The 19,632-nt window shown below is 63.6% G+C and carries 21 protein-coding genes, 1 tRNA gene and 1 pseudogene; 14 read left to right on the top strand and 9 right to left on the bottom strand.

Translation table 11 applies throughout. From position 1 onward, the window contains the following. Positions 1–54 precede the first annotated feature (54 nt). The 4 genes from rpoD to A6B35_RS25830 all read left to right on the top strand — a co-directional run bounded on the left by rpoD (position 55) and on the right by A6B35_RS25830 (position 3,894). Positions 55–2,082 carry an RNA polymerase sigma factor RpoD gene (gene rpoD / locus A6B35_RS25845; RefSeq protein WP_065518285.1) on the top strand — a complete coding sequence of 676 codons (2,028 nt, stop codon included), beginning with the start codon at positions 55–57 and terminating at the stop codon, positions 2,080–2,082. 201 nt (positions 2,083–2,283) lie between these two features. Then, positions 2,284–2,577: a GYD domain-containing protein gene (locus A6B35_RS25840; RefSeq protein ID WP_006200026.1), complete on the top strand. Its 294-nt coding sequence runs from the start codon at positions 2,284–2,286 to the stop codon at positions 2,575–2,577. Positions 2,578–2,699: 122 nt separating this feature from the next. Next, entirely contained in the window at positions 2,700–3,068 is a 369-nt protein-coding gene (locus tag A6B35_RS25835; protein ID WP_006200025.1) for a thiol-disulfide oxidoreductase DCC family protein, read from the top strand. A 160-nt stretch (positions 3,069–3,228) separates the two neighbouring features. Continuing rightward, on the top strand, positions 3,229–3,894 hold the full coding sequence (locus A6B35_RS25830; protein WP_006200023.1) for a PadR family transcriptional regulator: 666 nt from the start codon (positions 3,229–3,231) through the stop codon (positions 3,892–3,894). 95 nt (positions 3,895–3,989) lie between these two features. On the opposite strand, the gene A6B35_RS25825 is transcribed toward A6B35_RS25830, so the two are convergent. Together A6B35_RS25825 and A6B35_RS25820 are read right to left on the bottom strand one after the other, a co-directional pair. Next, a complete protein-coding gene (locus A6B35_RS25825; RefSeq protein ID WP_006200022.1) occupies positions 3,990–4,250 on the bottom strand; it encodes a YiaA/YiaB family inner membrane protein in 261 nt (86 codons plus the stop codon). Positions 4,251–4,309: 59 nt separating this feature from the next. Then, the gene (locus A6B35_RS25820) at positions 4,310–4,987 is read right to left on the bottom strand and encodes a PspA/IM30 family protein (protein WP_006200021.1); all 678 of its coding nucleotides are present in this window, start codon (positions 4,985–4,987) and stop codon (positions 4,310–4,312) included. A gap of 166 nt (positions 4,988–5,153) precedes the next feature. Between A6B35_RS25820 and A6B35_RS25815 the strand changes: the two genes are divergently transcribed. Together A6B35_RS25815 and A6B35_RS25810 are read left to right on the top strand one after the other, a co-directional pair. Then, on the top strand, positions 5,154–5,795 hold the full coding sequence (locus tag A6B35_RS25815) for a TetR/AcrR family transcriptional regulator (protein ID WP_006200020.1): 642 nt from the start codon (positions 5,154–5,156) through the stop codon (positions 5,793–5,795). A gap of 59 nt (positions 5,796–5,854) precedes the next feature. Then, positions 5,855–6,151, top strand: a complete 297-nt coding sequence (locus tag A6B35_RS25810) for an HlyU family transcriptional regulator (RefSeq protein WP_006200019.1) — start codon at positions 5,855–5,857, stop codon at positions 6,149–6,151. A 93-nt stretch (positions 6,152–6,244) separates the two neighbouring features. Here A6B35_RS25810 and A6B35_RS25805 read toward each other — a convergent pair whose 3' ends face one another. Further along, positions 6,245–6,880 (bottom strand): FMN-dependent NADH-azoreductase, encoded by a 636-nt coding sequence (locus tag A6B35_RS25805; protein ID WP_006200018.1) that lies wholly within the window; start codon positions 6,878–6,880, stop codon positions 6,245–6,247. A 107-nt stretch (positions 6,881–6,987) separates the two neighbouring features. On the opposite strand from A6B35_RS25805, the gene A6B35_RS25800 reads away from it, so the two are divergent. Continuing rightward, the gene (locus A6B35_RS25800; RefSeq protein ID WP_006200017.1) at positions 6,988–7,935 is read left to right on the top strand and encodes a LysR family transcriptional regulator; all 948 of its coding nucleotides are present in this window, start codon (positions 6,988–6,990) and stop codon (positions 7,933–7,935) included. On the opposite strand, the gene A6B35_RS25795 is transcribed toward A6B35_RS25800, so the two are convergent. After that, positions 7,877–8,503 carry a TetR/AcrR family transcriptional regulator gene (locus tag A6B35_RS25795; RefSeq protein WP_006200016.1) on the bottom strand — a complete coding sequence of 209 codons (627 nt, stop codon included), beginning with the start codon at positions 8,501–8,503 and terminating at the stop codon, positions 7,877–7,879. The two genes, A6B35_RS25800 and A6B35_RS25795, sit on opposite strands and share 59 nt — an antisense overlap. Positions 8,504–8,569: 66 nt before the next feature. Between A6B35_RS25795 and A6B35_RS25790 the strand changes: the two genes are divergently transcribed. Continuing rightward, positions 8,570–8,983 (top strand): VOC family protein, encoded by a 414-nt coding sequence (locus tag A6B35_RS25790; RefSeq protein WP_006200015.1) that lies wholly within the window; start codon positions 8,570–8,572, stop codon positions 8,981–8,983. A 27-nt stretch (positions 8,984–9,010) separates the two neighbouring features. On the opposite strand, the gene A6B35_RS25785 is transcribed toward A6B35_RS25790, so the two are convergent. Further along, the gene (locus tag A6B35_RS25785; protein ID WP_006200014.1) at positions 9,011–9,961 is read right to left on the bottom strand and encodes a S1C family serine protease; all 951 of its coding nucleotides are present in this window, start codon (positions 9,959–9,961) and stop codon (positions 9,011–9,013) included. A 170-nt stretch (positions 9,962–10,131) separates the two neighbouring features. On the opposite strand from A6B35_RS25785, the gene A6B35_RS25780 reads away from it, so the two are divergent. From A6B35_RS25780 to A6B35_RS25770, 3 genes are all read left to right on the top strand, one after another. Continuing rightward, positions 10,132–11,004, top strand: a complete 873-nt coding sequence (locus A6B35_RS25780; RefSeq protein WP_006200013.1) for a S1C family serine protease — start codon at positions 10,132–10,134, stop codon at positions 11,002–11,004. Positions 11,005–11,012: 8 nt separating this feature from the next. Beyond that, entirely contained in the window at positions 11,013–11,666 is a 654-nt protein-coding gene (locus A6B35_RS25775) for a helix-turn-helix transcriptional regulator (protein WP_065518284.1), read from the top strand. Between the two features lie 111 nt (positions 11,667–11,777). Beyond that, complete coding sequence (locus A6B35_RS25770) at positions 11,778–12,644, top strand: SDR family oxidoreductase (protein WP_006206158.1); 867 nt, start codon at positions 11,778–11,780, stop codon at positions 12,642–12,644. Positions 12,645–12,660: 16 nt separating this feature from the next. On the opposite strand, the gene A6B35_RS25765 is transcribed toward A6B35_RS25770, so the two are convergent. Both A6B35_RS25765 and A6B35_RS37745 read right to left on the bottom strand, forming a co-directional pair. Further along, entirely contained in the window at positions 12,661–13,176 is a 516-nt protein-coding gene (locus A6B35_RS25765) for a TIGR00645 family protein (RefSeq protein ID WP_006206159.1), read from the bottom strand. 319 nt (positions 13,177–13,495) lie between these two features. Further along, a complete protein-coding gene (locus A6B35_RS37745) occupies positions 13,496–15,685 on the bottom strand; it encodes an OmpA family protein (protein WP_040584134.1) in 2,190 nt (729 codons plus the stop codon). Between the two features lie 227 nt (positions 15,686–15,912). Between A6B35_RS37745 and A6B35_RS25755 the strand changes: the two genes are divergently transcribed. Together A6B35_RS25755 and A6B35_RS25750 are read left to right on the top strand one after the other, a co-directional pair. Then, positions 15,913–16,359 carry a YcgN family cysteine cluster protein gene (locus A6B35_RS25755; protein WP_040584137.1) on the top strand — a complete coding sequence of 149 codons (447 nt, stop codon included), beginning with the start codon at positions 15,913–15,915 and terminating at the stop codon, positions 16,357–16,359. A gap of 219 nt (positions 16,360–16,578) precedes the next feature. Next, positions 16,579–16,926 (top strand): hypothetical protein, encoded by a 348-nt coding sequence (locus A6B35_RS25750; protein ID WP_006206163.1) that lies wholly within the window; start codon positions 16,579–16,581, stop codon positions 16,924–16,926. Between the two features lie 188 nt (positions 16,927–17,114). Here the strand turns inward: A6B35_RS25750 and A6B35_RS25745 are convergent, their stop codons facing one another. Then, complete coding sequence (locus A6B35_RS25745; RefSeq protein WP_006206164.1) at positions 17,115–17,840, bottom strand: SIMPL domain-containing protein; 726 nt, start codon at positions 17,838–17,840, stop codon at positions 17,115–17,117. Between the two features lie 133 nt (positions 17,841–17,973). On the opposite strand from A6B35_RS25745, the gene A6B35_RS25740 reads away from it, so the two are divergent. After that, a tRNA-Ile gene (locus tag A6B35_RS25740) sits at positions 17,974–18,049 on the top strand. A gap of 355 nt (positions 18,050–18,404) precedes the next feature. On the opposite strand, the pseudogene A6B35_RS25735 reads toward A6B35_RS25740, so the two are convergent. After that, positions 18,405–19,582: pseudogene (locus A6B35_RS25735) on the bottom strand (acetyl-CoA C-acetyltransferase). Positions 19,583–19,632: the final 50 nt, after the last annotated feature.

Raw genomic sequence — 19,632 nt, 5'->3', positions numbered from 1 at the left:
CCGGCGCGGCAGCTTACGCGGTTTCGATACAGAGCCGCTTGGAGACGATAAAGAATGGCGACAAAGGAAAAGGAAGAGGTCGAGACCGAACGTGAAGGCGCCACCGATGGCCCTCTGCTCGACCTTTCCGACGATGCTGTCAAGAAGATGATCAAAGCCGCCAAGAAGCGCGGCTATGTCACCATGGACGAGTTGAACTCGGTGCTGCCCTCGGAGGAAGTGACCTCCGAGCAGATCGAGGACACGATGGCGATGTTGTCCGACATGGGCATCAATGTCGTCGAGGACGACGAGCAGGGCGAGGAAGCCGAGACTGGCGACACCGCGGCAGACGCCGAGGAGGACGCCAACGAACTGGCCGAACAGACCGGTACGGCGGTTGCCACCACGACCACCAAGAAAGAGCCGACCGATCGCACCGACGATCCGGTCCGTATGTATCTGCGCGAGATGGGCTCGGTCGAGCTTCTGTCGCGCGAGGGCGAAATCGCCATCGCCAAGCGCATCGAGGCCGGCCGCGAGACGATGATCGCGGGCCTCTGCGAAAGCCCGTTGACCTTCCAGGCCATCATCATCTGGCGCGACGAGCTCAACGAATCGAAGATCCTGCTGCGCGAGATCATCGATCTCGAGGCGACCTATGCCGGCCCGGAGGCCAAGCAGGCGCCGGTGGTCGAGCGCATCGAGGAAGCCCCCAAGGTCGAGGACAAGCCGCGCCGCGCCGGCCGCGAGGACGAGGACGACATCACCAATGTCGGCGGCGACACGCGCGGCCTGACTGATGACGACGAGGAAGACGAGGACGAGGCGAGCCTGTCGCTGGCGGCGATGGAAGCAGAACTGCGTCCGCAGGTGATGGAGACGCTCGACGTCATCGCCGACACCTACAAGAAGCTGAGGAAGCTGCAGGACCAGCAGGTCGAGAACCGGCTGGCCGCCGCCGGCACGCTGTCGCCCAGCCAGGACCGCCGGCTGAAGGAGCTGAAGGACCAGCTGATCAAGGCGGTTAAGTCGCTGTCGCTCAACACGGCGCGTATCGAGGCGCTGGTCGAGCAGCTCTACGACATCAACAAGCGGCTGGTGCAGAACGAAGGCAAGCTTTTGCGGCTCGCCGAAAGCTATGGCGTGCGCCGCGAGGAGTTCCTGAAGGAGTACCAGGGCTCCGAGCTCGACCCGAACTGGACGCGCTCGATCGCCAATCTGACGTCGCGCGGCTGGAAGGAGTTCACCAAGAACGAGAAGGACGCGATCCGCGACCTGCGCGCCGAGATCCAGCATCTGGCCACCGAAACGGCGATCTCGATCCTGGAATTCCGCAAGATCGTCAACCAGGTGCAGAAGGGCGAGCGCGAAGCGGCGATCGCCAAGAAGGAAATGGTCGAGGCCAATCTACGCCTCGTCATCTCCATCGCCAAGAAATACACCAATCGCGGCCTGCAGTTCCTCGACCTGATCCAGGAAGGCAATATCGGCCTGATGAAGGCGGTCGACAAATTCGAGTATCGCCGCGGCTACAAGTTCTCGACCTACGCGACATGGTGGATCCGGCAGGCGATCACCCGCTCGATCGCCGACCAGGCGCGCACCATCCGCATTCCGGTGCACATGATCGAGACGATCAACAAGATCGTGCGCACCTCGCGCCAGATGCTGCACGAGATCGGCCGCGAGCCGACGCCGGAGGAACTGGCCGAAAAGCTCGCCATGCCGCTCGAAAAAGTGCGCAAGGTGCTGAAGATCGCCAAGGAGCCGATCTCGCTCGAAACGCCGGTCGGCGACGAGGAGGATTCGCATCTCGGCGATTTCATCGAGGACAAGATGGCGATCCTGCCGATCGACGCGGCGATCCAGGCCAATCTGCGCGAGACGACGACGCGCGTGCTGGCCTCGCTGACACCGCGCGAGGAGCGCGTGCTGCGCATGCGCTTCGGCATCGGCATGAACACCGACCACACGCTGGAAGAAGTCGGCCAGCAGTTCTCGGTCACCCGCGAGCGTATCCGCCAGATCGAAGCCAAGGCGCTGCGCAAGCTCAAGCACCCGAGCCGGAGCAGAAAGCTGCGGAGCTTCCTGGATAGCTGACACCAACAGCAACCGACAATTTTCGAAGGGCGCCGATGGCGCCCTTTTTTATTGCCGGCGTGACGGCTCTTGTCGCCCATCTCCGTCGGGAGGATACTTCCCAGGTCGGATGCATTTTTCCGGGCGACAAACCGGATGCCCGCCCCGGCGAAGGTCCACGACCTAATCGCCGTGCTCCGTGGCGCCGGAGGGAGGTGTGCCATGACGACTTACATCGTGCTTATCAATTGGACGGAGCAGGGCGCCAAGAACGTGCGCGACTCGCCGAAGCGGCTCGACGCCGCCAAGAAGCTCTTGGGGGACATGGGCGGATCGTTCAAGTCGTTCTATCTCACCATGGGCGAATGCGACATGGTGGCGATTGTCGAAGCGCCCGACGATGCCGTGATCGCCCGCTTCGCGCTGATGCTGGCGACCGGCGGCAACGTCAAGACGCGGACGCTGAAGGCCTTCCCTGAATTCGCCTATCGCGAGATCATCTCCTCGCTCGGATAGGCGGAGGGGCTCGGACCGGAGGTTCGGGACATTCTCGTTCGCGCAAGCCAGACGGGCGCCGTCTTGACGGCGTCCGATGTCCATGGTCCTTCGGGGTGCGCTGCCAATCGAATGCCGGAGCCATGCTGACCGTCTGGTACAACACACGCTGCCCTGTTTGTGATGCCGGCATTGCCAGACAGAAACGGCGGCTGATCGAGGCGGTCAAATCAGGCTGGATCGAATTCCGCGACATCAATCTCGAGCCGGTGGCTTTAGCCGGATACGGTGCCTCGCTGGAAGACATCCGCCGCCGGCTGCATGCAACCGACGCCGGTGGCAGATTGCTGGTCGGTGCCGATGTCGCGATTGCCGTCTGGAAGGCGACGCCGGGCGAGGGCTGGCTGGCGGCGCTGTTCGGCAATCCGGTTCTCCTGCCACTGACGCGCTTTGTCTATGATCGTTTCGCCGATCTTCTCTATGCCTGGAACCGGCGCAAGGGCCGCTGGTAGCCGCGATCTGCTCGCAGGACCAGCCGGCATTCTTGGCTCATATCCCTCGACTTCAATCCTGCTGGCGCCGTCTTCAGATACATCGTAAGATATATCTTGACTCCATCGGCGCCGATGCTTAATTAAGATATATCGTAAGACATAACTCAAGGAGCAATCCATGCACAGACATCATCATTTCGGCGAGCACCCGTTGCGGGCTTTCATGCATATGGCCGGCAAATTCGGCGGTCGCGGCGGCGGTTTTGGTCCGTTCGGCCATGGTGGTCGTGGCGGCGGTCGCGGCGGGCCGGGCGACATGTTCCGTGCCGGGCGCATGCTGGCCGACGGCGACCTCAAGCTGATCACGCTGTCGCTGCTGGCCGAGGCGCCGCGCCACGGCTACGACATCATCAAGGCGCTGGAAGAGCGCACCAGCGGCGTCTACAGCCCGAGCCCGGGCGTGGTCTATCCGACGCTGACCTTCCTGGAAGAGGCCGGCTATGCCACCTCCTCGGCGGAAGGCAACAAGAAGGTGTTTTCGATCACCGAGGCGGGGCAGGCGCATCTCGAGGAAAACCGCGAGATGATCGACCATGTGCTCGACCATCTCGAGCGCTTCGGCCGCAAGATGGCCAAGGCACGCGACTGGTTCGGCTGGAACGACGACGGCGAGGAAGGCGGCCGGCGTGGCCGCCACGAAAAGCGCGACGCGTTCCGCGCCGTACGCCACCGGCTGCGCGCCGCGCTCAGCGAGATCGTCGACGCGCCTGAAGACACGCAGGCCCAGGCGATGAGCATCCTGCAAGACGCCGCCGAAGCTCTCGAGGCGCTGTCGCGCCGCTGAAGGCGTTGGCTTCTCCATCGCCGCAAGCGAAAAAAGCCCGGAGAGATCCGGGCTTTTTCATTTGGTCTGGTGAGTTCAGGAATGTGCGGCAGGCATCATTCCTTGCCGACATATTCGCTGATCAGCTTTTCATTGCGCGCCTTTTCGATCTTGGCGGTCATTTCGGCCGAAAGGCGCTCGTCGGTGCGGTACTTGACCAGGTTCACCAGGCTGCCGGTGAGGAGCAGGATGCCCATGCCCCAGTAGCCTTTGGTCGACAGGTCGACCGGGGCCAGCCACAGCGACAGGCCGAGCATGAAGTAGGCGGCGCCGACCGAGATGCTGTTGAACATGATGTAGGTCTGATTGGCGTTCATGGTCTTTCTCCGTTTGGTTGGTGAAGAATCGGGATTGGTGAGGAATCGGCTTTGGCGGATCAGTGGGTGGATTTCAGACGGTCGAGCACATCTTGTGCCCGCACTTTGGTCGAGGAGCCGTGGCCGGCATCCTCCAGCCTGCCGCGAATGGCTTCCTGGCTGAGACCTGCATCGATCTCGTCCAGAATGCTTGCCTCTTCGAACGGATCGCTGCGCTCCCTGATGCGGGCCAGCAGCGCCTCGGCCTCGTTGAGGCTCGCCGTCCGGCCGATGGAGCGGTTCAGCCGGCGCTGCGCCTTCTGTTCGGCGTCTATGGCGCGGGCCGAGATCATGCCCTGGTTGAGGTCGACGATGCGCCTGTGCGCCTGTTCCAGCGACATGCGAATACGCAAGGTCTTTTCCACCAGGCTGCGCACGGTGCTACGGCGGACCTCGCGTTCGTTCTCCAGTTCAGCGATGGCGCCGGCGCCATCGCGGGCGAGGGGCTCATTGCCAGCGGCAAGGGCGCTGCGGGTGCGCTCCTCCAGATCGGCGATACGGCGGTCGAGTTGGTCGAGGCTGGCCTGTTCGGCCCGCTGACGCACGATCAGCGAGGCGAGTGTCTGCTTGGCCGAAGCGAGGCCGGCTTCGGCATCGCGGATGCGCTGGGCGAGAAGATCGACAGCGAACTGGTCCTTCAGCCGGTCCTCGGCCTTGGCGCTGGCGCCCTCCAGCAATGTCCTGATAAGACTGAGCATTTGTTTGTTCCTCCGGTTATGAACGTTGTTCACAAATGCACAGTAGCAGAAAATGAACAGTGTTCAAGAGGAATTTTGAACACTGTTCATGAGTGATGGATCATGGTAAACACGCGCAGCCTTGCCGCCATCGCGCGCGGGTTGACAGGATTTACGGAGAGCAGGTTTGGCACTGGACAAGGAAGAGATGAGCGAGCGTGTCATCGCCATCGCTGAGGATCTGATCGAGGCGGGCGGGGCGGAGAACCTGAAAGCCAGGACCATTGCCACGCAGGCCGGGATCGCCGTTGGCTCCATCTACAATCTGTTCCGCGACATCGACGATCTGCATCGTGCGGTGAACATGCGGCTGCTCGGCCGGCTGGGCGAGGCCGGCGCCGCGGCCATGGCCGAGATGGAGAAAGCCGGCGTGACCGATACGCGCCAACGCCTGCTGGCGCTGGCGCGCGCCTATGCCGGGTTCGTCGCGGCGCATCCGGCGAGCTGGCCGGCCCTGCTCGCCTTCAATCGTCGTCAGCTGCCGCATGCGGAGCCGGATGCCTACGAGGCGCGGCTCAGTGCCTTGCTGCAGATCATCGCCAGGGTGCTTGCAGATGGCCGCTTCGGCCTCGACGAGACCCGGCTGCGGATCGCCGCCCGGACCTTGTGGTCAAGCGTGCATGGCATAGTGACCAGCGGCTATGCACCAAATTCTGCAGGACGGCAGGCCGATGAAACCTGGGAGCAGGTCGAGTTGCTGGTCGCCGTCTTCATCAAGGGACTGGAACGCGGCGGGACATTCGATCATGCTGAGACAGCACCGTCGTGAATCGTGACGGTCGGCGCCGGCGATGCCTTGGCGCCGGGGTGAAAGTGGAGATTTGAACCATGTCTTTTCTGAAACGACTTTTCGGCGGTGGTGGCGGTGATGATGCGGACGAACCAAAGAGCGCCGCGCCGGCAAAGCAGGTCGAGCACAAGGGCTTCCTGATCAGCGCCACGCCCTACAAGGCCGAAGGCCAGTACCAGACCTGCGGCGTGGTTTCGAAGGAAGTCGAGGGCGTGTTGAAGGAACACAAATTCATCCGCGCCGACCGCTTCGCCGGGCTCGACGACGCCATCGACATCTCGATCAAGAAGGGCATCCAGCTGGTCGACGAGCAGGGCGAGAGGATGTTCGGGTAAGACTTGCTGATTGCAAGTCCTGTTTCGGAGCACAAGAAAGGCAGGCGCCGTGCTGACGCCTGCCTTTTGTTTTTGGCCAAGGATGGGTGCGCGTTACGCGGCGACGCGCTCGCCGGTGGTTGCGGCCACCACGGCGTCGACCTTGGCGGTCGCCTTCGCGAGAGCCGCGGTCACTGCGTCCGCGCCCATGCCGACGCCTTCGATGCGGATGACGTCGACATCGGTCATGCCCAGGAAGCCGAGCACGCCGCGCAAATAGGGGATGGCGTGGTCCATCTGCACGGCCGCACCTTCGGAATAGATGCCGCCGGAGGCCAGCACGATATAGACCTTCTTGCCGCTGACGAGGCCCTTCGGACCGTTCTCGCCATAGGAAAAGCTCTTGCCGGAGCGGGCGACGTGATCGACCCAGGACTTCAGCGTCGAGGAGATGTTGAAGTTGATGAAGCCGGTGGCGAGGATCACCGTGTCGGCGGCAAACAGCTCGTCCAGCACGGCGTCCGAAACGCCGACGACTTCCGCCTGGCGCGGGGTGCGGGATTCAGCCGGCGTATAGATGCCGGTCGAGTAGTCGGCGTCGATGTGCGGCAGCGGGTTGGCGACGAGGTCGCGCACGACCAGCGTGTTCGAAGGATCTGCGGCGATGAGCTTTTCGGCGAATTCGGTGGCGATACGGGTCGAGTGCGAGGCGGCGCCGCGCGGACTCGAGGTGACAAGAAGGATGGACATGGGGCTCTCCAGGGTTGGAATGAATTGTCCCGCCAGATATGGGGCCATCGACCCATTCGAAAAACTGGTATATTTTATATATAATCCATCTATAAATTGGATATGTGATGCAGCCCAATCCGACACTCGACCAGCTTCAGATTTTTGTGACGGTTGCCGAAACCGGCAGCTTCTCGGCCGCCGGCCGCAAGCTCAACCGGGCCCAGTCCGTCATCAGCTACGGCATCGCCAATCTCGAGGCGCAGCTCGGGCTGAAACTGTTCGAGCGCGAGGGGACGCGCGAGCCGCAACTGACCGAGATCGGCCGGGCGATGCTGGAGGATGCGCGGCGCATGACCGGTGTGCTGCAGCGCATCCGTTCGCGCGTTGATGGCCACCATCAGGGGCTCGAGGCCGAAGTCGCGCTGTCGGTCGATGCGTCGCTGCCCTCTGCGGTGCTGGTGCGGGTGCTGAAGGCGTTCGAGGCGCAGTTTCCGACCGTGATGCTGCGCCTGCATATCGGCACGCTTGGCGTGATCCCCGATCATGTCGTCAGCGGGCAGGCCGATCTCGGGGTCGGCGGCCTGCTGGGCGAGGTCGACGTGCATCTTGTGCGGATCGGCTTCATGTCGATGGTGCTGGCTGCCGCGCCCAGCCACCCGCTGGCGCTGCTGCCGAAGCCGGTGGCGGTCGAGGATGTGCGCGAACACACCCAGCTCGTTGTCACCGACCAGTCGGAGCGCACCAAGGGGCGCGACTTTGGCGTCTTTGCTTACCGCACCTGGCGGCTGACGGACCTGCGCACCAAGCATATGCTGATGCGCGAGGGGCTGGGCTGGGGCGGGCTGCCACGCTGGCTGATCGCCGACGATCTGGCGAGCGGCCGGCTGGTGGAAATCGATCTGGAGTCCTTCAGCGAGGTGCGCTCCCCGCTGTTTGCCATGCATCGCAGCGACCGCAGCCCGAAGCCGGTGGCTGCCTGGCTGATCGACCAGTTCAAGCGCCAGCTCGGCTGCTTCAACGAGTTCGAGCCGGGTGAGGTGCCTGATGACGAGCCGGAGACAATCCATCGATAAGTGCGACGAGGACGGCCCGATGGTCTTCGATCGAGCCTCCTGCCTCGATGGCAAGGGCTGCACGGTCGAAGGCGGCGGCAAGCAGCGCGGTCACTGCATCCACGGGTAATCTTGTCACCGCCTGGTCGCGCATCGCCGCCACGAGGCCCTCGCGAAGCGAGCGGTTGCCGTGCCGGTTGTCGATCTCGTCCATGCCGGCGCGGCCGAGCACGGCCGGCCCGTCGAGCAGCAGCAGCCGGGTGCGGCCAGGGGCGCGCATGGCGGCAAGATAGGCGTCCGACCCGGCAATCAGCGCATCGCGGGCAAACAGCGACGGCGGCGAGGCGCGATCGACCTCCTCTGCGACGGCCTCCGCCTCCTGTTCGACGACGGCGGCAAACAGCGCCTGCTTGTCGGCGAAATGGTGGTAGAGTGCGCCACGCGTGACGCCGGCAGCCGCCACGATTTCAGGCGTGCCTGTCTCGGCATAGGGTTTTTCAATGAACAGTTTTCGCGCCGCTGCGATCAGGTCGGCGCGCGTCGCTTCGGTTCGATCACGGTTGGAGCGGCGCGCGATCTCTCGTTGCATACATGCAGCCTGTATGTTATTTCAATTTACATGCAGACTGTATGTTATCTGATGGGAGAAGGAAAGATGAAGACGACGAGCTATTACCCGGTGCTGATGACGGGCGACGTGGCTGGAACGAAATCCTTCTATGTCGAGCACTTCCGCTTCAAACCGCTGTTCGAAAGCGACTGGTATGTGCATCTGCAGTCGACCGAGGATCGCGGCGTCAATCTCGGTATCGTCCAGGGCGACCACGAGACGATACCCGAGGAAGGGCGAGGGCGGACGTCGGGCCTGCTGATCAATTTCGAGGTCAGGAATCCGGACGCGATCTATGAGCGGATCGTTGCTGCCGGCCTGCCGATCTTGCGCTCTTTGCGCGACGAACCCTTCGGCCAGCGCCATTTCATCACCAAAGATCCCAACGGCGTGCTGATCGATGTCATCAAGCCGATTCCGCCCAGCCCGGAGTTTCAGGCTCAATTTGTTGAAGGGTAGACCGCCGCCAGCTAGGCGAAAGCGAGCCTAGCCCGCCCTTGCGACCGGCGTCACCGTCACCTGGCTGATGCCGGTCCGGCGCACCACGGTGCACAGCGTTTCGCGGCCGATGCGCTCGGCGTCGAGCATGCGCACGAGGTCGTCGACGCCGGTGACCGGACGGCCGTCGATGGCGGCGATGATGTCACCCTCCTTCAGGCCGGCCTTGGCAGCCGGGCCGTTTTTCTCGACGCTGCGCAGGCGCACGGCCGTATTGCTCGACACCTGCGACAGAAGAGCGGCGCGGCGCGGCAGGTTTGTCGTGTCGGCGGAGACGCCGATGAAAGCGCGGCGCACGCGGCCGAAGCGGATGATCTCCGAAATGACGAAATTGGCGGTGTTGGAGGCAACCGCGAAGGCGATGCCCTGTGCGCCGTGGATCATGGCGGTGTTGACGCCGATCACCTCGCCGGCCGAAGACACCAGCGGCCCGCCGGAATTGCCGGGGTTGAGTGCTGCGTCGGTCTGGATGACGTCGTCGATCAGCCGGCCGGTGGAGGCGCGCATCGAGCGCCCGAGCGCCGAGACGACGCCTGACGTCACAGTCCATTCGAAGCCGAGCGGATTGCCGATGGCAATGGCGATCTGGCCGCGCCGCAGGCGCTTGGAATCGCCGAGCGGCGCGACATCGGCAAAGCTGCCGTCGGCACGCACCAGCGCGATGTCGGTGTCGGGGTCGCGGCCGAGCACACGGCCTTCGCGCGAGGCGCCGTCCGGCATCGACACGCGCACCGTCTTCGCATCGCCGACGACATGGAAATTGGTGACGACCAGCCCGTCCTGGGCAATGACGAAGCCGGAACCATGGCCGCCCTGACCGCCGATGCGCTCGATGCGGCATACGGCCGGACCGATGCGGTCGACGGCGTCGGCAACGGTCGCCGAATAGGCATCGAGAAGCGTGTCGTCGGATTGCAGTTTCTGGGCGGGCAGGGCCATTTTCGGGGCTCCGTGTCATCAGGCATCAGGATGACTATATGTGCGGAGCGGCCTGTTCGGCCGCGACCCTGACCAGATGGCCAGTCGAACCGCCAACTAGCCGTCAGGCGAGTACCAACCTTCGCGCAAGGCAGCGATATCTGGGACATGAGAAACCCAGGAGACCAATCATGAGCGACTTCAATCTGAGCGCGTTTTCCGATGCCATCGCCGATTTCGCGGCAACCGCAGCGCCGGCGACGGCGAGCCTCGCCACGCATCACGGTCGCACTGCCAGTGCCTTCCACTGGCGCGACGGCTATTTCGTCACCGCCGAGGAGGTCGTGGAGGCAGGTGAGGAGATCGAGCTAAAGCTGGCTTCCGGCGGGAGGATGAAGGCCGAACTGGTTGGCCGCGATCCTTCGACGGGCATTGCGCTGCTGAAGCCTGCCGGCGCCGCTGACGTCCCCACGCTGGCCAAGGCGGATGCCGTGCGGCCGGGCAATCTGGCCATCACGGTCGGCAACAGCGAAGGTGCCGCACTTGCCGTGTTCGGAACGGTCGGCGAGGTCGGCCCGGCCTGGCGCTCGATGCGCGGCGGCACGATCGACCGGCGCATCAATCTCGCCGTCAATGCCGGCGGCCGCTTCGAGGGCGGCCCGGTGCTCGACGCCACGGGCGGGCTGATCGGCATGCTTCTGTTCGGACCCCGCCGGCGGGCATTGGTCATGCCCTACGAGACGATCGAGCGGGCGGTGTCGACGCTGCGCGAAAAGGGCCATGTCGCGCGCGGCTATCTCGGCGCCGGCCTGCATCCGATCCGCAATGGCGACGCGCATGGCGCGATGGTGATGAGCCTCGACGACAGCGGTCCGGCCAAGGCCGCCGGGCTCTATATTGGCGACATCATCGTCTCGTGGAACGGCGAGGCCGTGCATGGGCCGCGCGACCTGATCCGTAGGCTCGGGCCGGACAGCGCCGGTGCCTCGGTGACGCTTGGCGTGGTGCGCGGCGGCGAGCAGCGCGATGTCGCCGTGACCATCGGCGAGAAGCCGCTGAGCTGAGAGGATCGATGGCGGACAGCGCAAGCCACAGCATCGCGAGGAGCGAACTGGCGGGCCACCGGTTGACGGTGCTGATCGCGCTCGGCGATGCCGCGCGCGCCGAACGGCTGTCGATCGCTCTCGCCGCGACCGATGATCTGCTGCCGGTCATGGCCGGGAGAAACTCCAGCCTGACGGCGGATGTGGCTATCGTCGACGAGAGTGGTCTGGAGGGCGGCATCGACCTCGCGACACCTCGGGTGCTGTTGTCCCGTCGAGCCACCCAGGAGCGGGCGACCGACAATCTGCTTGCCGTGCTGCCGGCGACGGCCGACGACCTTTTGATTGCCGCTGCCGTGCGGCTGGCGGCGGCGGGCTACTGGATTTCGGGTGGAGGCCGTGCCTTGCCAGACCGGCATGACGATTTCGCTTTCCATGACGGCGATCTGTTCGACGAGGAACCGGTGGATGACAAAGTCGGCCGGCCGGCGCTGTCGCCGCGCGAGGCGGAAGTGCTGGCGCTGCTCGCCGAAGGCGCGCCCAACAAGGTGATCGCCAGGCGGCTGAACATTTCCGTGCACACGGCGAAGTTCCACGTCGCCGCGATCCTGATGAAGCTAGGCGCCGCCAACCGCACCGATGCCATCGGCATCGCCATGCGGCAGGGCCTGGTGCTCGTTTAGCCACCTGCGAACCTACGCAGCGTAACCCTTGTCCGGCATGTTGGGCCTTGCGCTGCGGTTGCCCGCCGCGCAAAGGTTCGCACCTGTCGTGCTGCAAGGGAGGCGGAAAAAATGTCGCTCAAGGGAAAGACGCTGTTCATCTCCGGCGGGTCGCGCGGCATTGGCCTTGCGATTGCCCTGCGCGCGGCGCGCGACGGCGCCAATGTGACGATCGCCGCCAAGACCGCCGAGCCGCATCCGAAGCTGCCGGGCACCATCTATACGGCAGCCGAGGAGATCGAGCAGGCCGGTGGTAAGGCGCTGCCTGTGCTGTGCGACATTCGTGAGGAGGCGCAAGTCGCCGAGGCTGTAGCCAAGACCGTCGAAAAGTTCGGTGGCATCGACATCTGCGTCAACAATGCCAGCGCCATCCAGCTCACCGGCACGCTGGAGACCGACATGAAGCGCTACGATCTGATGCACCAGATCAACACGCGCGGCACGTTCCTGGTGTCCAAAATGTGCATTCCGCACCTGAAGTTGGCCAGAAATCCTCATATCCTGAATCTGGCGCCGCCGCTCGACATGAAGGCCAAATGGTTCAAGAACCACGTTGCCTACACGATGGCCAAGTTCGGCATGTCGATGTGCACGCTGGGCATGAGTGCCGAGTTCGCCAGGGACGGCATCGGCGTCAACTCGCTGTGGCCGATCTCGACCATCGACACGGCGGCAGTGCGCAATCTGCTGGGTGGCGCCACGGTGGTGGCGATGAGCCGTTCGCCCGATATCATGGCCGATGCCGCGCATGCGATCTTCATGCGGCCGTCGCGCGAGGCGACCGGCAATTTCTACATCGACGAAGAGGTGCTGCGCGCCGAGGGCGTCAGCGATTTCTCAGTCTATTCGCCTGGGGCGACCGGACCACTCGCCGGCGACTTTTTTGTGCCGGACGAGGTGTTCGCCCGGACCGATACCAATATCAAAAGCATCTACTGACGGGCGCTGCGCGCCCTTATTCCTCGGCCTTCCTGCCTTTGCCCAAGCCCATCAGCCGGTCGATGTAAGCCAGCATGAAGGCCGACAGCACGAAGGCGAGGTGGATGATGGTCAGCCACATCAACTGATCGGTCGTATAGGAGACCGAGTTCAGGAAGACCTGCAGCAGGTGGATGGACGAGATGGCGACGATGGTCGAGGCGACCTTGACCTTCAGCGAGCCGACATCGATCGTGCCCAGCCAGTGCACCTCGCCGTCATTTTCATCGAAACGGCTGACGAAGTTCTCGTAGCCCGAGATGATCACCATCACCACCAGCGAGGCGACCAGTGCCGCGTCGATCAGGCCGAGCATCTTGAGGATGGTGTCGGTGTCGCCAAGCGTGAACGCCACGGTGACGAACTCGTAGAGTTTCTTGCCGAAGGACAAGGCATAGATGGCAAGTGCCAGACCTAGCCCGATATAAAACACGACCAGCAGCCAACGCGTGGCGAGAATGATCGATTCGATGGCGAGTTCGAGACGTTTCATATTTGGTTCCGGTCTTTTTGGCACTGTCGTATTTCGGGCAGGCCGCCGCGGTTTGCAAGGGCGGTTGTAGAGGGAAACAAAAACCCCGCCGGAGGGGACCGGCGGGGCTCATGTGTCCCGCTGGAGTCGGGACAGGGCAGGGAACGCCCTTCCGAAATCTGGGGTTGTCAATGCGGCTATTCAATGATCTCCACCGAATCGCCGGCTACATTCTTCTTGAGTGCGCTCCTTCGCGAGCATGCCCATCCCAGCAAAACGGGATGGGCATGCTCTTGCAATCGTGATTCCGGAAGCCGGTTCAGGCTTCTGGAATCATGCACTAATTCGCGCTGGCCACCGGCGCCACCAGCGAGGTGATGCGGCGGATGGCGACGCGGCGGTTCTCCCTGTTGGGGCCTGCTGTGTCGACCTTGAGATACTCCTCGCCATAGCCCTGTGTCGTCAGGTTCTCCGGCGGGATACCGAAGGCATTGGTGAGCGCCTCGGCGACCGCTTCGGCGCGCCGGTCGGACAGAGCAAGGTTCGCTTCCGGCGTGCCGACGGCATCGGTATGGCCTTCGATCAGGAAGGTTTCCGCCGGGTTCTTCTTCAACAGCTTCTCCATGGCGCCGGCGACGCCGTCGAGCTTCTGCACTTCGGTGTCGGAGATCGAGGCCGAGCCAAACTCGAAGTTCAGCGTGTCGAGATCGACGCGGCGGGCAATGTCGCGCACGCGGGCCGAACGCTTGACCTCGTCGATCGAGTAGAGGCGCTGGACTCTTTCCACCGGCGGCTGTTCGAGGAAGGTGTAGTAGTCGTCCGGATCCTCGACGTTCTCGGAGTCGAGGATGTACTCATCGCGCGAAATGGTGAGCCGCATTGGCGGCAGGTCGTCACCAGGATCGCGCCAGTCGCCATCATCCTCGTAGTGCCGCTCGTCGACATAGCTCAGCACATATTCGCGGCCATCCTGCGTGATGCGTGAACGCTGGATGACGTCGCCATAGCGGTTGCGGATGGTGACGATCTGGACACCGTTGTCACGCTCGACGATTTCCCGGGTGCGGCCGCCCGACAGATCTTCATAATAGACATTCCTGGCGCCGCGGTGCATGCGCGGAGCGTCATTGCTTTCCACGATCGTCTGGTTGTTGAACTGCAGGATGACGCGGTCGCCGAACTCCCTGACGACGTCGACGCCTTTTGGACGCCGGCGGTCGCGGACGTTCTCATCGGGCGCACGCTCGACGCGTGTGCCCTTTTCTTCCGTCACCGGGGCGATCCTTTCAGGCTGGATCGCCTGCTGGGCCGACTTGTCGTCGGTGGGTGGCGGTCCCTGGTCGACCGGAGCCGGCTGCGGGGCTTGCACCTGCTCGCCATTCTGCTGGGCGGGCTGGTTGGCCTGCTCGCCACTCGCATTCTCGCCTCCCTGCTGGCCGTTCTTGCCCTTGCGCTTGCGTAGGACGTCCTTCTGGCTGTCGAGGATGGGGGCTGCGTCCTTGTCGGCCGGGGCTTCACCCTGGGCCGCATTTTCACCCTGGGCTGGCTGTTCGCCTTGGGCCGGCTGTTCGCCGGTCACGGGCTGCTGGCCATTGGCGGGCTGTTCGGCCGTCGACGGCTGTTCGCCTTGGGCCGGCTGCTCTCCCGTCACCGGCTGTTCGCCGACAGGCTTCTTGCCGCGCTTCTTCTTGCCCTGAGGCTGTTCGCCCTCGGCGGGTGCTGCCTGCTGCTCAGGCTGAAGCGGTTCGGCCTGCGGGACCGGCTCACCGGCGGGCGCTGCCTTCTCGGCCGGCGCCTGCTCGGTGGGCGCGGCTTCGATCTGCTGATCCTGCTTGCGCTTCTTGCGCTGGGGCTGTTGGTTGTTGTCGTTTGCCGGGGCGGCCTGCTCGACAGGCTGTTCGGCAGGTGCGGCCTCCTGCTGCTGGTCGCGCTTTTTCCTGCGCGGCTTGATCGGCTGCTCTTCGTTTGCCGGAGCCGCCTGTTCGGCGGGCTGTTCGGCAGGCGCGGCCTCGATCTGCTGCTGCTGGTCGCGCTTTTTCCTGCGCGGCTTGATCGGCTGCTCTTCGTTTGCCGGGGCCGCCTGCTCGGCGGGCTGTTCGGCAGGTGCGGTCTCGATCTGCTGTTGCTGGTCACGTTTCTTCCTGCGCGGCAACTGCTCCTCAGCGGCAGGCGCGGCCTGTTCGACCGGAGCCTGTTCGGTTTGCTGCTGTTGATCACGCTTCTTCCTGCGCGGCTGCTGCTCCTGCTCGCCCTGCGCCGGCGCAGCCTGCTCCGCTGGCGCGGATTCTGTTTGCTGCTGCTGGTCGCGCTTCTTTCTCTTGGGCTGTTCCGGCTCCCCCTGTTGTTTCTGCGCGCAGGCCTCTGCTGATTCGCCCTCGGCACATTCTGCTTGCGCCAGGACAAGCGGCGCGGCGGTGTGCTGCAAGGGGCCGAAAGCGGCACTGCCCTGCAACGGGTACGCGCCCAACGGCGCGGATGCCATCAGCAGGCCAATTGCTGTGCCTGCCAGAATCCGTGGTTGGCGTTTCATCTCAAATTCTCCTTTTGGGGTCCCATCCCTGCCCAAACTTTCATCATCCGGATTGGTTCCGGCTAGCGGGCATTACTGGCAACGAAGGACGATTGACCGGCCTTTTGAAGGCAACTTCGTGTTTTTCGTATGGTTCCGGCCGCATTTGCGGCGATCGGATGGCACATGCCGCATTTGCGGCGATGACGGCGCTTGACCTTGGCGTCGGTGAGGGCCACATCGCCACAATGGACGCGCCATTCTGGAAAACCAAAACGCTCGAGGCGATGACGCCGGCCGAGTGGGAATCGCTCTGCGATGGCTGCGGCAAATGCTGCCTGTCGAAGCTCGAGGACGAGGACACCGGCGAAATCTACTGGACGAGCGTCGGCTGCAGGCTGTTCGACTCTGAAAGCTGCCGCTGCGCCGACTATGCCAACCGGCTGGCGCGCGTTCCCGATTGTGTCGGGCTGACGCCGCAGAATGTGCGCACGATCACATGGCTGCCCAGGACCTGCGCCTACCGGCTGGTGGCGGAGGGGCATGACCTTTACTGGTGGCACAGGCTGGTTTCGGGAAGTGCCGAGACCGTGCACGAAGCCGGCATCTCGATCCGCGGCCGGGTCAAGGCCAACGAGACGGACCTCTCCGAGCCGGACGATTATTTCGACTATATGCTCGACGACGAGCCCTGACACGATTTTCGCCGCAAATCGGTAGCAAATACCACGCGCCGACCGGGCTTGCCCGGAACCGGCAAGGCGATCGGGCGTTTGAGTTCCGATCGCCAACCGATGATTTGCCACATGAACCGAAGATGAATGGACGGTTCGCAAAGAGTTCAGACTGGCAAGCGCATTGTCCCCCCATCGGTTCACGAGGACGGGCGAGAGCCCGCAACAAGGAGAGAAGACATGTTCAACATCAAGACGGCAGCCCTTTCGGCCCTGGTCGGTCTCGGTACGCTGGCCGCCATCCCGGTCGCCCACGCCGATAGCATCTATCTCGGCTTCGGCAACAACAATGAACCGCGCATCGGCGTCTACAGCGGCGATGATGATGGTTACCGCCGTGAACGCGACTGGCGCCGCCGTGGCTGTTCGCCGGACCGCGCCCTCGACAAGGCCGAGCGCATGGGCCTGCGCCGCGCCCGCATAGTCGACGTCAGCCGACGCACCGTGAAAGTTGCGGGCCGCCAGTATGGCGACCGCGTGGTGGTCGTGTTCGCCAACGAGCGCGGTTGCCCGGTCATCTATCGCTAGGTTCCGGCCGGCAATCAGCTTGGACATGATCTTCTAGGGAAGATCAGTCTTGAGTAGCAGAGCCCCTTTCGCCAGGGCGGAAGCGTGTGGCTCAAAAAACCCCGGGGGACCAGTCCCCCGGGGTTTTTCATGTCTTGTACCGATCCGAACCGATCAGCTTTCGTCCCGTCGATAGCGGCTGACGTCGCCTATTTCAGTTCGAAGGTGACGGTGACCTGCACCACGTAGGAATTCTCGCCGGCCTGCACCGGAACCGCCGCGCCCGCGGCATCGAAGGCCTTGGCGTTGATCGGCATCGGTGGCGGGGCGATGTTCTGATCGGTGATCTCCAGCACCCGCCCGATGCTGACGCCGGCGGCGTCGGCCAGGGTCTTGGCCTTGGCCATGGCGTCGGCGACCGCCTTCTTGCGGGCCTCGGTCACGGCGGCGGACGGATCCTCGTTGGAGAAGGCGATGCCGCCGCCCTGGTTGACGCCGAGCGACACCGCCTTGTCGAGGATATCGCCTGTCTTGTCGATGTCGCGGATACGCACCGAAAGCGTGTTGGTCACCTGGTAGGCGACGAGCTCGGCCTCCTGGCTGCCGTCCGGCTTGTTGGTGTAGTTGTAGCGCGGGTTGATCTGGATGCCTGCCGTCTGCAGATCGCGATCCTTGATGCCGGCCGATTTCATCGCCGCGATCACGGCGGCCATGGCGTCGTTGTTGGCATCGAGCGCTGCGCGCGCCGTCTTGGCCTCGCGCATGACGCTGAGCGTCAGCAGCGCCAGATCGGGTGCCGCGGTCGCCTGGCCTTCGCCCGACACGATGATGCGGGGCGCAGGCTGCGAATCGGCGGCGCCGGCCATTGCCGGAAAAGCAATCGCGGCGGCGAGCGCCAAGGGCATGAGTGTCAGCGGCAAAAGATGTCTGGTCATCAAAATCTCCTCGGTCTGCGATCCAGTCGCATCTGGCAACTAGGGCGCGAATATGGGCTGATTTGGGCGATCGTCGCCAGCCCGTCCGGAAAGCCTTGTGCCGGCCGGGGAAAAACACTAATCCAGCCGCGTGGGGCCTGTAGCTCAATGGTTAGAGCCGGCGGCTCATAACCGCTTGGTTGGGGGTTCGAGTCCCTCCGGGCCCACCAAAATACCCATCTAAATTCTTGATTTTATACAGTTATTTTTTCTTTGCCCACGCCATGGACTCGAACCCCCATAAAAATCAAATCGGATTGTGTTCGAGAACGATTTCGGCGACTGCAGCGAAATTGATCTTTGAGTCGTTCCGGATCACTGGATTGGACGTATGGTATGCCCGTCTTAGCCCATAGTTGACCTGCACCAGCCGCATGAGGGCGGCAGCTTTGCGCCCTCATGTCGGCCGTAAAGCTAAGTCCTACTGTTCATCCAAAGCTGTCATTCTCCGCGACGAAATTCTTGAGGCGGCGTGGCTAAGCCCATTGTGCAAAGCCCCCAGACAACAACTGACTAGAGTCCCGATCACCGCTCCAGGCAGATCGCCACGCCCTGGCCACCGCCTATGCAGAGCGAGGCCAGGCCCTTGCTGGCTTCGCGCCTCGTCATCTCGTGAAGTAGTGTCACCACGATGCGGCAGCCGGATGCGGCCAGCGGGTGGCCGAGCGCGATGGCACCGCCGCTGATGTTGATGATCTCCTCATTCCAGCCCAACTCGCGGTTGACCGCGATGGCCTGTGCAGCGAAGGCTTCGTTGATCTCCATGACGTCGAGTTCGGACGGCCGCCAACCTGCCTTCTCCAGCGCAAGGCGTGACGCCGCGATAGGGCCTAGACCCATATCCATCGGCTCGACCCCAGCCGAAGCATAGGACGCGATGCGGGCGAGGGGCCTTAGCCCGAGTTCTTTCATCCGCATCTCCGACATCACCAGCACGGCGGCAGCACCATCGTTGAGGCCGGAGGAATTGCCGGCCGTGATAGTCCCCGCCGGATCGAAGACCGGCTTCAGCCGACCAAGTCCTTCGAGGGTGGTCGAGGAATTCGGATGCTCGTCACGGCCGACGATGACATCGCCTTGCCTGACCTTTGTCGAGACAGGGACGATCTCGTCGCAGAACCTTCCGGAGCGGATGGCGGCGTCCGCTTTCTCCTGCGAGCGCAGCGCGAAACGATCCTGCTCGTCACGCGTGATCTGGTAGCGCTGCGCCAGGGCCTCGACCGTGACCCCCATATGGACCTGATGGAAGGCGTCCCACAGCCCGTCGGTGATCATCGAATCCTTGGCGATCCAGTCGCCCATGCGGATGCCGCCGCGAACACCTGCAATGAAATGCGGCGCAGACGTCATCGAGTCCTGTCCGCCGGCGATGACGCAATCGGCGTCGCCGCAGCGAATGGCCTGCGCGGCAAGATGGATCGATTTCTGGCCGGCGCCGCACACCTTGTTGATCGCATGGCGGGCACGCTGACCGGCAGGCCTGCCCTGACCGATGTCTGTCTTGCCGGGTTCTGCCCGGCGCCGCCGGTCAGCACCTGGCCCATGATCACCTCGCTGACGGCATCAGACGCTAGCCCGCTTTCCGCAAGCATCGCGTGAATGAGCTGCCCACCCAGTTCCGCCGCTGAGAGGCTGGCGAGCGCGCCGTTCAGCTTGCCGATCGGCGTGCGTTTGGCCGCGACGATGTACACCGCATCCATCAATTTTCTGTCCTCCATTTGTGCGGCAGGAAGGCTGTTCTCGCCGCTTGACA

The sequence above is a fragment of the Mesorhizobium amorphae CCNWGS0123 genome (assembly GCF_001686985.1).
GTDB classification, from domain to species: Bacteria; Pseudomonadota; Alphaproteobacteria; order Rhizobiales; family Rhizobiaceae; genus Mesorhizobium; species Mesorhizobium amorphae.
The sequence above is the reverse complement of the archived record's forward strand: the minus strand, read 5'-3'. Positions and strand labels throughout refer to the sequence as shown.

What these genes read in the sequence shown, in the direction of transcription:
- A6B35_RS25755 (WP_040584137.1), top strand. Translation starts at nt 15,913, where the DNA reads ATGGACGCGCCATTCTGGAAAACCAAAACGCTCGAGGCGATGACGCCG.
- A6B35_RS25825 (WP_006200022.1), bottom strand. Translation starts at nt 4,250, where the DNA reads ATGAACGCCAATCAGACCTACATCATGTTCAACAGCATCTCGGTCGGC.
- A6B35_RS25770 (WP_006206158.1), top strand. Translation starts at nt 11,778, where the DNA reads ATGTCGCTCAAGGGAAAGACGCTGTTCATCTCCGGCGGGTCGCGCGGC.
- A6B35_RS25745 (WP_006206164.1), bottom strand. Translation starts at nt 17,840, where the DNA reads ATGACCAGACATCTTTTGCCGCTGACACTCATGCCCTTGGCGCTCGCC.
- A6B35_RS25795 (WP_006200016.1), bottom strand. Translation starts at nt 8,503, where the DNA reads ATGCAACGAGAGATCGCGCGCCGCTCCAACCGTGATCGAACCGAAGCG.
- A6B35_RS25785 (WP_006200014.1), bottom strand. Translation starts at nt 9,961, where the DNA reads ATGGCCCTGCCCGCCCAGAAACTGCAATCCGACGACACGCTTCTCGAT.
- A6B35_RS25805 (WP_006200018.1), bottom strand. Translation starts at nt 6,880, where the DNA reads ATGTCCATCCTTCTTGTCACCTCGAGTCCGCGCGGCGCCGCCTCGCAC.
- A6B35_RS37745 (WP_040584134.1), bottom strand. Translation starts at nt 15,685, where the DNA reads ATGAAACGCCAACCACGGATTCTGGCAGGCACAGCAATTGGCCTGCTG.
- A6B35_RS25750 (WP_006206163.1), top strand. Translation starts at nt 16,579, where the DNA reads ATGTTCAACATCAAGACGGCAGCCCTTTCGGCCCTGGTCGGTCTCGGT.
- A6B35_RS25800 (WP_006200017.1), top strand. Translation starts at nt 6,988, where the DNA reads ATGCAGCCCAATCCGACACTCGACCAGCTTCAGATTTTTGTGACGGTT.
- A6B35_RS25775 (WP_065518284.1), top strand. Translation starts at nt 11,013, where the DNA reads ATGGCGGACAGCGCAAGCCACAGCATCGCGAGGAGCGAACTGGCGGGC.
- A6B35_RS25765 (WP_006206159.1), bottom strand. Translation starts at nt 13,176, where the DNA reads ATGAAACGTCTCGAACTCGCCATCGAATCGATCATTCTCGCCACGCGT.
- rpoD (WP_065518285.1), top strand. Translation starts at nt 55, where the DNA reads ATGGCGACAAAGGAAAAGGAAGAGGTCGAGACCGAACGTGAAGGCGCC.
- A6B35_RS25835 (WP_006200025.1), top strand. Translation starts at nt 2,700, where the DNA reads ATGCTGACCGTCTGGTACAACACACGCTGCCCTGTTTGTGATGCCGGC.
- A6B35_RS25840 (WP_006200026.1), top strand. Translation starts at nt 2,284, where the DNA reads ATGACGACTTACATCGTGCTTATCAATTGGACGGAGCAGGGCGCCAAG.
- A6B35_RS25780 (WP_006200013.1), top strand. Translation starts at nt 10,132, where the DNA reads ATGAGCGACTTCAATCTGAGCGCGTTTTCCGATGCCATCGCCGATTTC.
- A6B35_RS25830 (WP_006200023.1), top strand. Translation starts at nt 3,229, where the DNA reads ATGCACAGACATCATCATTTCGGCGAGCACCCGTTGCGGGCTTTCATG.
- A6B35_RS25820 (WP_006200021.1), bottom strand. Translation starts at nt 4,987, where the DNA reads ATGCTCAGTCTTATCAGGACATTGCTGGAGGGCGCCAGCGCCAAGGCC.
- A6B35_RS25810 (WP_006200019.1), top strand. Translation starts at nt 5,855, where the DNA reads ATGTCTTTTCTGAAACGACTTTTCGGCGGTGGTGGCGGTGATGATGCG.
- A6B35_RS25790 (WP_006200015.1), top strand. Translation starts at nt 8,570, where the DNA reads ATGAAGACGACGAGCTATTACCCGGTGCTGATGACGGGCGACGTGGCT.